14 protein-coding genes are annotated in these 12,384 nt (G+C 43.6%); 10 read left to right on the forward strand and 4 right to left on the reverse strand.

Annotation, left to right across the window (positions count from 1 at the left end; genetic code table 11):
* Window position 1 precedes the first annotated feature (1 nt).
* Together PHR02_RS01880 and mnmA are read left to right on the forward strand one after the other, a co-directional pair.
* Window positions 2-787, forward strand: coding sequence for a TIGR00730 family Rossman fold protein (locus tag PHR02_RS01880; RefSeq protein ID WP_299988115.1), 786 nt, complete (start codon window positions 2-4; stop codon window positions 785-787).
* Window positions 787-1,806 (forward strand): tRNA 2-thiouridine(34) synthase MnmA, encoded by a 1,020-nt coding sequence (mnmA, locus tag PHR02_RS01885; RefSeq protein WP_299988117.1) that lies wholly within the window; start codon window positions 787-789, stop codon window positions 1,804-1,806. The genes PHR02_RS01880 and mnmA overlap by 1 nt, the downstream gene beginning before the upstream one ends.
* Here the strand turns inward: mnmA and mtgA are convergent.
* Genes mtgA through PHR02_RS01905 form a run of 4 tightly spaced genes read right to left on the reverse strand, consistent with a single transcriptional unit; the run spans window position 1,780 to window position 5,923 of the window.
* Entirely contained in the window at window positions 1,780-2,661 is an 882-nt protein-coding gene (mtgA, locus tag PHR02_RS01890; protein WP_299988118.1) for a monofunctional biosynthetic peptidoglycan transglycosylase, read from the reverse strand. The genes mnmA and mtgA overlap by 27 nt on opposite strands.
* Window positions 2,661-3,281: a trimeric intracellular cation channel family protein gene (locus PHR02_RS01895; RefSeq protein WP_299988120.1), complete on the reverse strand. Its 621-nt coding sequence runs from the start codon at window positions 3,279-3,281 to the stop codon at window positions 2,661-2,663. The genes mtgA and PHR02_RS01895 overlap by 1 nt, the downstream gene beginning before the upstream one ends.
* A complete protein-coding gene (locus PHR02_RS01900) occupies window positions 3,274-3,810 on the reverse strand; it encodes a gamma carbonic anhydrase family protein (protein ID WP_299988123.1) in 537 nt (178 codons plus the stop codon). The genes PHR02_RS01895 and PHR02_RS01900 overlap by 8 nt, the downstream gene beginning before the upstream one ends.
* Window positions 3,811-3,823: 13 nt before the next feature.
* Window positions 3,824-5,923 carry an RNA degradosome polyphosphate kinase gene (locus PHR02_RS01905; protein WP_299988126.1) on the reverse strand — a complete coding sequence of 700 codons (2,100 nt, stop codon included), beginning with the start codon at window positions 5,921-5,923 and terminating at the stop codon, window positions 3,824-3,826.
* Between the two features lie 69 nt (window positions 5,924-5,992).
* On the opposite strand from PHR02_RS01905, the gene PHR02_RS01910 reads away from it, so the two are divergent.
* From PHR02_RS01910 to rpsP, 8 genes are all read left to right on the forward strand, one after another.
* Window positions 5,993-6,586: a tetratricopeptide repeat protein gene (locus PHR02_RS01910; protein ID WP_299988129.1), complete on the forward strand. Its 594-nt coding sequence runs from the start codon at window positions 5,993-5,995 to the stop codon at window positions 6,584-6,586.
* Entirely contained in the window at window positions 6,583-7,323 is a 741-nt protein-coding gene (locus PHR02_RS01915) for an NYN domain-containing protein (protein ID WP_299988131.1), read from the forward strand. Before PHR02_RS01910 ends, PHR02_RS01915 begins: the two co-directional genes overlap by 4 nt.
* On the forward strand, window positions 7,320-8,042 hold the full coding sequence (locus PHR02_RS01920) for a Nif3-like dinuclear metal center hexameric protein (RefSeq protein ID WP_299988133.1): 723 nt from the start codon (window positions 7,320-7,322) through the stop codon (window positions 8,040-8,042). Before PHR02_RS01915 ends, PHR02_RS01920 begins: the two co-directional genes overlap by 4 nt.
* 39 nt (window positions 8,043-8,081) lie before the next feature.
* Entirely contained in the window at window positions 8,082-8,807 is a 726-nt protein-coding gene (locus PHR02_RS01925) for a zinc ribbon domain-containing protein (protein ID WP_299988136.1), read from the forward strand.
* Complete coding sequence (gene waaA / locus PHR02_RS01930; RefSeq protein WP_299988139.1) at window positions 8,800-9,963, forward strand: lipid IV(A) 3-deoxy-D-manno-octulosonic acid transferase; 1,164 nt, start codon at window positions 8,800-8,802, stop codon at window positions 9,961-9,963. Before PHR02_RS01925 ends, waaA begins: the two co-directional genes overlap by 8 nt.
* A 1-nt stretch (window position 9,964) precedes the next feature.
* Entirely contained in the window at window positions 9,965-10,702 is a 738-nt protein-coding gene (locus PHR02_RS01935) for an RNA pseudouridine synthase (protein ID WP_299988142.1), read from the forward strand.
* 82 nt (window positions 10,703-10,784) lie between these two features.
* Window positions 10,785-12,131 carry a signal recognition particle protein gene (gene ffh / locus PHR02_RS01940; RefSeq protein WP_299988145.1) on the forward strand — a complete coding sequence of 449 codons (1,347 nt, stop codon included), beginning with the start codon at window positions 10,785-10,787 and terminating at the stop codon, window positions 12,129-12,131.
* 145 nt (window positions 12,132-12,276) lie between these two features.
* Window positions 12,277-12,384, forward strand: a 108-nt coding sequence (gene rpsP / locus PHR02_RS01945) for a 30S ribosomal protein S16 (protein WP_299988160.1), incomplete at its 3' end; no start/stop codon positions are given.

Consider the following 12,384-nt stretch of genomic DNA (forward strand, 5'->3'; position numbering starts at 1 on the left):
AGTGCCACATCGACGAGGGAAAAAGAAAGAGTACCAAAGTAATCGTTACGTAAAAGACATAAAGTCAGCGGATGTTTGGAGTGTCTTTAAGATTATTGCCGACTTTGTACAGGGGTTTGATGAATTAGGAGACCTTGGTCCATCGGTAACGATTTTCGGAAGTGCACGGTTGGATGAAAATCACCCTTATTATAAGCAAGCTACGGAATTGGCAAGTATGCTTGGAGAACGGGGATACAACATCATAACCGGCGGTGGCCCCGGAGTGATGGAAGCGGCTAATCGCGGAGCGTATGATCATGAAAATGTTGAATCTATTGGGCTTAATATTGAACTTCCAGAAGAGCAGCAACCCAATCCATACATTACCAAAGGGAGAAGCTTCGATTACTTTTTCTCTCGTAAAGTGATGCTTGTCAAATATTCAATGGCATACGTCATTTTTCCAGGAGGGTTTGGAACGCTTGATGAGATGTTTGAAGCATTGACGTTGATACAAACCCGAAAAGTTTGGGGAGTGCGTTTATTTGTTATCGGAACAGACTTTTACGCGCCATTAATGCAGTTTATTAACGATAAAATGCTTGCTGAGGGGATGATTGAACCCAAAGATGTGCGTTTAATAACGCTGACGGATGATTTGGCTTTTGTGGTTCAAGAGATTGAAAAATCACTGGTTGCACAAATGGCAACCTTGGAAAAAGAAGGTTTGGACGATACAAAGTATTACAAAGTTCTTTCTTCGTATTTTGATAATAGACCAATATGTGATGGGAGCCCTATTTAATGGCAAAAAAAGTATTGATTGGAATGAGCGGCGGGGTTGACTCCACCGTTTCTACCCTACTGCTTAAAGAGCAGGGCTATGAGGTAGAGGGAGTTTATATGAAACTCCACTCCAAACCAGGCTATCATGAGATTCATCAGATTCGTGCGCAGAAGGCGGCTGATTTTGCGGGAGTAAAACTCCATATCCTCGATTTACAAGAGGAATTTAACGAAAAAGTTTTTACCCCTTTTATCGAAACATACAAAGAGGGGAAAACCCCTAACCCGTGTGCATTATGTAATCGAAATATTAAATTCGGTGCGATGGTTGCATTTGCTGATTCTCTAGGGGCTGATTACGTTGCTACTGGGCATTACATTCGGCATGATGGACAATATCTTCTTCAAGCACATGATGATACGAAAGATCAAAGCTATTTTCTCTTTTACATTGACCCCGCATTGGTGAAACGATTATTATTTCCTCTTGGTGAACGGCACAAAAGTGATATCAAAGCCTTCGCCGCGAGTGTCGAGGGGTTAGAATCATTCGCTTCTCAGGGTGAATCGAGTGAAATCTGTTTTGTCGAAACCACCTATATGGATGTGTTAAAACCCTACGTTGCCGTTGATCAAGAAGGGGATGTTCTCGATATGGAAGGTAAAGTTGTCGGTAAACACAAAGGATACATGCACTATACGATTGGAAAGCGAAAAGGGTTTAATGTTCACGGTGCCCATGATCCGCACTTCGTTGTTGAGATCAAACCTGAAACGAATCAAATCGTCGTTGGAACGCGAGAAGATTTAGAGTGTAGACGTGTTGATCTCGAACGGGTTAATAGATTCGATGATCGCACTGAATTTGATTGTGAAATAAAACTCCGCTACCGTACAACGGCGGTAAAATGCCATGTCGTTATCGATGGCACGCATGCACACGTAGAACTTCAAGAACCGGTTTTCGGAGTCGCTTCAGGACAAGCCGGAGTCTTTTATGAGGGTGAAAAATTACTCGGCGGGGGTTGGATCGTTTGATTCTTCACTCAAGGGGAGTGTCGTAGGTTCAAGTACATTCTCATCCGCTAAGGGGAGGTTGTTTTCGATCTCTTCAGTAGGGAATAACTCAATTACAGATTCCGTTTCATTATTTTCGACCGCTATTTCTTCTTTTTTAGGAGGTGCCATCACCTCTTGGTATTGAGGTATGACTATTCCTCTGCGTTTCATGATTTTATAGATGATACGGGCTCGGTTTTTAACGTACTTTTGGCTTCCTATCGGATTGTATTTGATCGGATTTGGGAGTACAGCCGCTAAACGTGCCGCTTCTCTGCCCGTCAAATTTTTCGCACTTTTATGATAGTAATGGCGCGCAGCTGCTTCGATACCGAATATCCCATCTCCCCATTCGGCCACATTGAGGTAAATCTCTAAAATACGGCGTTTTGAAACGGTATTTTCGATACGCCAGGTAATGATCGCTTCTTTGACTTTACGAACGGGATTTTTACTGGGGGAGAGATAGAGATTTTTCGAGAGCTGTTGGCTGATAGTGCTTCCGCCGGCAACTACCCCTTTTTTGAGACTTCTCTCGATGGCATTTTCCATCCCCTTGACATCAAAACCGTCATGATTCCAAAAACCGTCATCTTCGGCGATGAGAACCGCTTTGATTACGTTCGGAGAGATTTTGGAGATCGGGACCCATTTGTGGGTAATTTCCATCTCTTTATTCTTTTCTGCCCATTCTTCTTGGCGATATTCCATAAAAGCGGTAGGTATAGGTCTAATATCGTTTAAGTCTGAGATATTCGGATAGATAAAATAACGGCCGATATCGATGAAGCCTCCAAGAAGCAGGGCTAAAAAAAGCAGTTTGAATTTTGACATTAGTGATCCATATTGAGTTTAGGCAGATGCCATTGTTTGGTATACGCTAAAAGGCGCAAAAAGATTGCAAAAGTTGCAACACCGGCAACGCCCCACGTATTGATCATATCCATTTGGGCTAAAACCAGGAGTAAAACGGAAACGATGATAGCGATGGAGCCATAAAAATCGCTGATAAGAACAGAGGGAACCTGATTAATCATCGTATCACGTAATACACCGCCGCCGACTGCTGTGAGAAAGCTCAAGATCATAACACCGAAAAAGTTAAACTCTACCTCGATCGCTAGAAGTGCTCCGGTGATACTAAACGCCACCAACCCAATCGTATCAGAGATGATAAAAAGCCATTGACGCTCCAACTGTTTACGACGATACAAACGAAAAGCAAAAGCAAGGAGGATAGTTAATATGACCGTGATAGCAGGATAGTATTCGTTAAAAGCAAAAGGAGTTCGTCCCAGAATGACATCGCGCACGACTCCGCCGCCAAGTGCAGTAAGAGAGGCAGAGATGATCAGACCGAGGAGATCGAGATTGTTGCGTACTCCGACCAAAAAACCGCTCAGAGTAAAGGCGACAATTCCGAGAATATCGGCGGCTACTACGAGATCAAACATTCGGTGCGCGGTAGTTTTCTTTGAAACTAACGTAACGTGCGGCGGAGGCGTAAAGTTCTGCAACCTCTTCATCAGTAAGGGAACGAACGACTTTTGCGGGGCTTCCCATGATGAGAGAACGGGGAGGGAAAACTTTGTTTTTCGTGACTAAAGCACCTGCTCCGACAATGGACTCTTTGCCGATTACGGCACCATCGAGGATCGTGGCGGACATTCCGATCAAGCAGGCATCTTCGATCGTACAACCGTGTAGCATGACTCGATGCCCTACGGTCACGTCATTACCGATGATAGTGGGATAACCATCTGACATGTCGTCACGTTTGTGGTGGGTGACGTGAACCATGCTTAAATCTTGGATATTGGAGCGATCACCGATAGTGATAAAGTGGACATCACCGCGTACGACGCAGCCAAACCAGATGCTGACATCTTCCCCCATCGATACCCGTCCGATGACATCGGCGGAGTCTGCAATCCAAACACGTTCTTTTATCTCAGGGGTGTAGTGCAAATAATTGCCAATCATTGGTATCCTCTTATCAGCTCTCCTTGAAGAGGCGTGTAGTGAGTTGCTGCACGTAATTCGGAGTCTGTTTTTTGACCGAATTATACACTTTGTTGGTATGGGTTTCAACGATTTGGTGGCTATCGATCAGATTCTGCCCATCGTGTGTCACTTTAACATAGGTTCCATCATTTTTCAACTCATGTGCTAGGACATTATCAGACGTTTGCAATTGCAAAATTTGGATGAGCTTGTTGGAGGCCTCTTCACCGGCAATCGGCGTTAGAAGCTCGATACGTCGCAACAGATTCCTCGGCATCCAATCGGCGCTAGAGATATACGTTTGCGGCGTCGAGTGTTTAAAGTAAAAAATTCGGGCGTGTTCGAGATATTTTCCGATAATGGAGATGACACGAATGTTATCACTCATCCCCTCAACACCAGGGCGTAAACAGCAGACCCCACGGATGATAAGCTCGATTTTTACCCCCGCTTGTGATGCTTTATAAAGGGCACGGATGATATCTTCATCGACCAGTGCATTCATTTTAGCGATGATGATTCCCTCGGCTCCCATACGTGTTTCATTATGGATTAGGGAGAGAATTTTTGGTTTGATCTGGGTCGGTGCCATGTAAAGCTCGTTGAGTTTCCCTTTTTTACTAAATCCAGTCAAAAAGTGGAAAAATCGGGTCATATCGTAGGTGATTGCATCGTTACTGGTCATGTAACTGATATCGGTATAGACGGTTGCGGTAGAGGGGTTGTAGTTTCCTGTTCCCAAATGGGCGTATTGTTTAAGTTTTCCATCTACGCGACGGGTGATGAGCGCCGCTTTCGCATGAACTTTAAAGCCTGTGATGCCGTAGATAACATGCGCTCCGGCACTCTCTAGTGCTTTTGCCCATTGAAGATTATTCTCTTCATCAAAACGGGCTCGCAGTTCAACCATAACCGTTACTTGTTTGCCCGATTCGGCTGCTGCGATGAGTGATTGGACGATGACTGATTTGGAGCCTGAACGGTAGAGCGTCATACGGATAGAGACGACGTCTGGATCTTTTGCTGCCGTTTGGATGAGGCGAACTACCGGCTCAAAACTCTCAAAAGGGTGATAAATAACGAGATCTTGTTTGTCTAAAATGGTATAAAGGCTCTCATCTGAATCAAGCGGCGGAAGATTACGAGGTTTGAAGCTTGGACTCGTGAGATGGGCAAAATCTTTGTTTCCGACTACCTGCCAGAGAGCTCCAAGATTGAGATAGGTTTGGAAACGATAAATATCATCTTTGAAAACATTGGCATGACGGTTAAAGAAATTGAGAAGATCATCATCGGCATGATTACTGAGTTCAAGACGGACGATTTCCCCTTTTTTACGCAGTTTTAACCCCTCTTCGAGGATCTCCATAAAATCATCCGCTTCCTCTTCTTCAATCGCGATATCGGCATTTCGGGTGATACGAAATGCTGAGAATTTGATGAGTTCATAGCCGGGGAAGAGGTCTTGGATGTGCTCAGAGACGATGCTTCCTATCGGGATATAGATACGGTTGTCGATATCGACAAAACGAGGTAGCACGCGTGGTATACGGATAATCCCATAACGCTCAACGCTTGTGTCATCTTTGTCCCGAAGTTTCACGATTTGCCCAAAACTAAGATTATTAAGATGTGGGAAAGGGTGAGTAGCGTCGACCGCAATTGGAACGATAACCGGATAGATGTTCTCTTTAAAATATTTATCCAATATTTGCTGTTGTTGAGGCGTTGTCTCTTTATAGGATTTAAAAAATATCCCCTCTTTTTCGAGTTTTTCCATAATTCCTAGAAGACATTCTTCTACCTCTTGCTGCTCTTTATGCAGATAAGAACGGATTTCACGCAGTTGGTGCAAAGGGGTAAACCGGTCCGCTCCTGAGACATTGACACCGGCGCTGAAGAGTTTTTTAAGCCCCGCGATACGGATCATGTAAAACTCGTCAAGATTGGTTCCATAAATCGCCAAAAACTTGAGTCGTTCAAAAAGAGGTAGAGATTCCTCTTGTGCTTGTTTTAAAACACGGGTGTTAAATTGGAGCCAAGAAAGCTCTCGATTGATATAAAGTGCTGGATCTTTGTAATTATTAGGCATGATTGTTACCGATTTTGGTTTTAAGTTAACGGGATTATATTATACTTATCGTTACAAAAAAGGAACACTATGTCTACATTTCAAATTTTAATGCTTGGTGCGACACTTTTTTTCGCATATCAGATCTATCGACACGTCCAAACCTTGGAAGATGCGCCAGAAAAAAAAGCTGACGTAAACGAATCTGCAGCTGTTGCAAATATCCCCACGGCAGAGGCTTTAGTAGCGCAAGCAGACCATGCGTATGAGAGCGGAGAGATTGAAACTGCCAAAGATGCACTCACAGAGGCATCACAAATTGAGCCGAATAACCCCGAAATCATTAACAAATTAGCTTTTGTCACTGCAAAGAGCGGAGATACGCTAAAAGGGATCGAATTATATGAACGCTCATTGGAACTTGATGAAAATGATGATTTGACGCACAATGCGATCGCCTCTTTGTATCGACAAGAGATGGCTTACGAACGTGCTCAAGATCATTATCGTAAAGCGATTGAAATTGATGATGAGTATGCACTGACATTTTACAATTACGGAAATTTATTAGTAGATATGGGTAATATTGAGGAAGCGAGAAGTATGTATAAACGTGCTTTGGAAATTGATAGCGACTTCTCACAAGCCCGCGAAGCACTTTTATCGCTAGGGAGTACCCAATGATCGACCATCAAGCCCGTTTGGCTGTATTAATCGATGCCGATAACTCTCAACCCTCTATCATCGCGGGGCTGATGGATGAGATCGCCTCCCACGGTATCGCCAGTGTCAAACGGATTTATGGCGATTGGACCGATACTAAACTTAAGGGATGGAAAAATGCCCTTTTAGAACACGGACTTCATCCGATGCAGCAGTTTGCCTACACTACGGGGAAAAATGCCACCGACAGTGCGATGATTATCGACGCGATGGACTTGCTTTATACGAAAAACTTTGATGGCTTTTGTATTGTTTCCAGTGACAGTGATTTTACCCGTCTGGCCAGCCGTATCCGTGAATCGGGGATCAAGGTATATGGATTTGGGGAACAAAAAACACCTAAAGCGTTTATTGGCGTGTGTGATAAATTTATCTACACCGAGAATCTCCGTCGAGACGCTAATCACAAAGAGGCAGTTACGGCGAAAATAAAATCCGATAACAAAGCACTTTTGGCACTCGTACGCAATGCAGTTGAAGACACAACGAACGAAGCGGGATGGTCGTATTTAGGCTCTATAGGACAGAATCTCATCAACAAATCTCCCGAATTCGATCCGCGTAGTTACGGTTTTAAAAAACTTCTTGATTTGATCGAAAGTTTGGGAGAGTTTGAGTTTAAATACTCTGATCCCCTCTCAGGTGCACAAGCCGTCCATGTGAGATTCAAACGGCACAAAAGGAGTTATGAAAAATGACGGTAAAAGAGATTTATACTTACCTCGATGAAATTTCTCCCTTTTCTTTACAAGAGGGGTGGGACAACTCCGGTCTGTTGGTAGGCGATTTTTCCCAAGCAATTACCCATGTGGTACTCAGTATCGATATAGATGAAGAGTTGATCGAATCCATCCCCGAAAATGCCCTTTTGATTACCCACCATCCGATCATTTTCGGCGGACTTAAGCAGCTTCAGTTCAACCAATATCCTGCGAAAATTCTGGCTCCTATGATTCGAAAAAATATCAGCAATATTGCGATGCATACCAATTTTGACCAAACCCATCTTAACGATTACGTTGCTACTAAAGTTTTAGGCTATCCCATTATCGCAAAAGAGGGATTTGTCGCTTATTTAGGGGTTGACGAAGCGTATGAAACCTTTGCTAAAAAAATCAAAACAGCTTTAAACTTGCCACATACACGAGGGGTTAAATGTCATGAACATATCCGAACTTGTGCATTGGTAACGGGTTCAGGTGCATCGTTAATGCGTAACATCGAAGCCGAGTGTTTTTTAACCGGAGATATCAAATATCACGATGCAATGGAAGCTCACGCGCTTGGATTATCGATGATTGACATAGGACACTATGAAAGCGAACGCTATTTTGGTGACGTTTTAGGGGGGCATTTGGAAAAATTAGGATTGAGTGTTATAATTTCACCATCAAAAAACCCCTTCACCTATCTTTGAGCTTGAATTAGGTAATTGTGTAACTCCAAAAGGAACCGTATGAACAAACACCTTGAACAATTGATCGAACTCTCAATGGTCGACAAAGAGATCGATGCATTTGAACCGCAAATCGAAGAAGCTAATCTTCAATATGATGCACTTCTAGCGACTAAAAATAGTATCATCAATGAGATTAATGCTCTTAAACAAGAGATCAAAGATGAGCAAATCAAAAAGCATAAAAATGAGCTTCACCTCGCGGAACTTTCAGCAAAACTTGACGAAAATGCTCGTAAAAGCGGTGAAGTTAAAACTGAACGCGAAATGAAATCACTTCAACTTGAAGAAGAGATTGCGAAAGAGCAAGTCAGTTTTGCCAATGAAGAGATTGAACGTTTGGAAAAACTAATTTCTCATAAACAAGGTAAAATCGATGAACTCGAAAATAAAGCCTCAGAAATCGAAAGCACATTAACCGGTGTTAAAGCAGATGTTGATGTTAAATTAGCACGCATTGATGAGCAACGTAAAGAGGTCTTTGGACGTAAAGAGACATTGGTCGGCGCGATGAACCAAAAAGGGTTGTCGTTCTACCAAAAAATTCGTCGTTGGGCTAAAAATACGACTGCTGTTGCGGTACGAAACCAAGCGTGCATGGGTTGTTATATGGCCATCAGCGATAAAGTCTACAGTGACGTTATCAAAGGTGAAGAGATAACAATGTGTCCACACTGCGGACGTATTTTATTCCTTGAACCGTCTTCTGACGCTATCGGTGCGTAACGTAGTCTTCGACCTTTTTTATACTTTGGTTGCGACGTTATTTTACGTCGTTGCCCTTCCTCTTTTAATCCTTTTTTCATTTAAAAAGAAATATCGCGATTCAATTCCATCCCGTTTTTTTGGAATTAAAAATCCTCCGTTCCAACCGCATGATATTTGGTTTCATGTATGTTCTCTCGGAGAGGCAAAAGCGATTGCCCCGATATTGGAGAAATTAAGAGACAAACGTATCGCTATCAGTGTGATAACCCACACGGGATATGAAGCGGCATCCAAATACGCCGCTCAGGTACGCTATCTCCCTTATGAGATGTGGTTATGGTTTTGGATTGAACGTCCTAAAACGGTAGTGGTACTCGAAGCGGAGTTTTGGTATCTGTTGTTTCGTTTAGCGCGAACCAGAGGTGGACGGGTTATTGCCCTAAACGCGCGCATTAGTGATCGTAGCTTTCCGAAATACTACCGGATGCGGTGGTTTTATCGAATTTTATTGTCGCAATGTGATCGTATTTTTTGCCAAAGCAACGAAGATATGGTGCGCTTTATCGCATTAGGTGCCCGTAATGTCGAAGTGGTCGGGAATATCAAACTTGCCCAAAAGATCGAGGCAAGTAAGAAGTATTCTAAACCTGAGGGGACGATCATCGTCGCCGCAAGCACCCACGAGGGGGAAGAGGAGGGGATCATCCGAGGGTTTATCGCTTACCGTGAGCATAACCCTTCTGCGCGGTTATTGGTCGTTCCGCGCCATCCCGAACGGTTTGCGAAAGTAGGGGAACTGATTTCTAAAACGGCTCCGATGATGAGTCTGTCACGTTGGAGTGAGTCACAAGCATTGCAAAGTGATATTGTTCTCGTCGATGCGATGGGGGAGCTAAACAACCTCTACGCCATCAGCGATGTAGCGATTTTAGGGGGGGCATTCGCACCTATCGGTGGGCATAACCCGCTCGAACCGGCGACATTCGGGTGCAAGATTATTAGCGGTGAGGAGATGTTTTTACAGCGTGAGCTATTTAAATACGTCGCTCATGTGCAGTTTAGCTCATTGGAAGGTATTGCTGAAGCATTAAAAAATGCGGAAACCTTGCCTCCTTCACAGATCAATGGAAGTGTTGATCTGCAAAAAGTATTAAATTATTTAACGGAGAAATAAAATGGAAAAACCAAAAGCGTATAAGCTCCTAGCGGAGCAAGAGGGAATATCCAACTCTGAGGCCAAATCACTGATCGATAGAGGTTTGGTTTATGTTGGGAATAACAAGGTGATGATCGCACGGGGTGAAATCAGTGCAAAAACAGTGTTCATCGTCCAAAAAGTGGAAAAGGCACGTCCGATATTTGAGAATGAGGATTTGATCGTTATCGATAAACCGGCTTTCGTCAACTCGGATGAGATTGAGCGACAGTTCAAAGGCTCACAGCTTTTGCATCGTTTGGATCGTGAGACGAGCGGTGTTTTGATGCTTGTTAAAAACGAAGAGTTTCGAGCCAAAGCGATCCAAGAGTTTAAAAAAGACAATGTTTACAAAGAGTACGTTGCATGGGTAGAGGGATTGGTAAGTGAACCATTCGTCATCGATCAGCCGCTTATTACGGAGAAAAAAGGGAACAAAGCCTACACCAAGGTTGCTAAAAACGGCAAACCTGCCATTACCGAAGTAACACCGCTCGAAGTGTCGGGAAAAAAGACAAAAGTTCAGCTTGTTATCCATCACGGACGAACGCACCAAATTCGTGCTCACCTAAAATACGCTCAACATCCGATTATCGGGGATGAGAGCTACGGCGGACGTCAGTCGAAGCGCGTAATGCTTCACGCGAAAAAAGTGACGTTATTGGGGCGAACATTTGAAGCACCTGAGCCGAAAGTATTTGGGCATTTCGGAAGTTAAATACTCTAATTGTAATTGAAGAAAAAATTAAGTATAATTCGAAACTTTTTATACCCTGTAACCAAAGCATTTAGGAGCTAAAGTGTTCGATACACTAACCGAATCATTTACATCAGCCATACGCAAAATCCGTTTTCACGACGATGAAAAGGCGTTGACCAAGGCACTTGGCGAGCTTAAAAAAGCGTTGCTTAAAGCCGATGTAAATCATAAAGTCGTCAAAGACCTTATTGATTCGGTTGAGCTCCAAACCAAACAAAGCGGTATCGGGAAAGATCAATTTCTCGATGCGCTTCGCAAATCGTTATATGCCCTTTTGGACGTCAAAGGGAAATCAGGATTTGTCTATGCTCCGGTATCTCCAACCGTTATTTTGATGACGGGTCTACAAGGTTCGGGTAAAACAACGACGACGGGTAAACTTGCTAATTGGCTTAAAACACGTCAGAAAAAACGGGTATTGGTTGTTGCGGCTGACTTACAGCGTCTTGCGGCGGTTGAGCAACTCCGTCAAGTGTGTGCTTCTATCGAAGTAGAACTTTACGCGGATGATGCAAGTAAAAATCCGGTTGATGTGGTCAAAGCGGCACTTGAGCACGCGAAAAAAGCATTGGTTGATGTCGTATTGATCGATACGGCAGGACGTTTGGCGATTGACGATGAGTTGATGGGCGAGCTAGCGGAAGTGAAAGCCGTTGCTAATCCTCATGAAATTTTCTACGTTGCCGATTCACTTAGTGGTCAAGACGCGGTTCGTACCGCAGGTACCTTTAACGAGAAAATCGGTATTGATGGGGTGATCCTCACTAAATACGACGGGGATTCCAAAGGGGGCGTGGCTTTAGGTATCGCTTCTCAGATTCAAGTACCGCTTCGCTTTATCGGTGCGGGTGAAAAAATGGAAGATCTCGAAATCTTCCTCCCTGATCGTATCGTCAATCGCCTTATGGGTCTTGGGGATATCGAAGGTCTTGCTGAGCGAACCGCATCGGTCATCGATGAAAAACGGGCGAAAATCCTTACCAAAAAGATCAAAAAAGGGGAGTTCAACTTTAACGACTTCCTGGAGCAGATGGAGAGCCTCAAAAAAATGGGGAGTATGAAATCCATTATGGGAATGATCCCTGGAATGGGTGGCATGGCGTCTGCACTCAAAGATTTCGATTTGGAAAACTCTAGTCAGCTCAAACAGATCAAAGCATTAGTTTCATCGATGACGGTGAAAGAGCGCGAAGATCCGGAACTCTTGAATAACAGCCGAAAAGCCCGTTTGGCAAAAGGGTGCGGTTTGGATATTATCGAAGTGAACCGTATTTTAAAACAATTTAAAAATGCCTCTAAAATGGCAAAACGATTCTCCGGTAAATCAGGGATGAAAGACCTTCAGAGTATGATGGGTCAAATGCAAGGTGCGCGTTTACCGCGTTAACTTTGCCAACACAAATGCTAAATACTGCACTCGTTATGAGTTTAGTCTTTAGCATTTGAAGAAGCTTAGAGGTTTTTCTTTTACTTTTGTGGGTAAAACACTCTTCTAAACTTCTTGGTGCAAAACAACATTTAAAGGACACACAATGGCAACAGTCATCCGTTTAACCCGTATGGGTCGCAAAAAACAACCTTTCTACCGTATCGCGGTAACCGATAGTCGCAAACGTCGCGACGGCGGTTGGATCGAATTG

The organism is Sulfuricurvum sp. (assembly GCF_028688295.1).
Taxonomy (GTDB): Bacteria; Campylobacterota; Campylobacteria; order Campylobacterales; family Sulfurimonadaceae; genus Sulfuricurvum.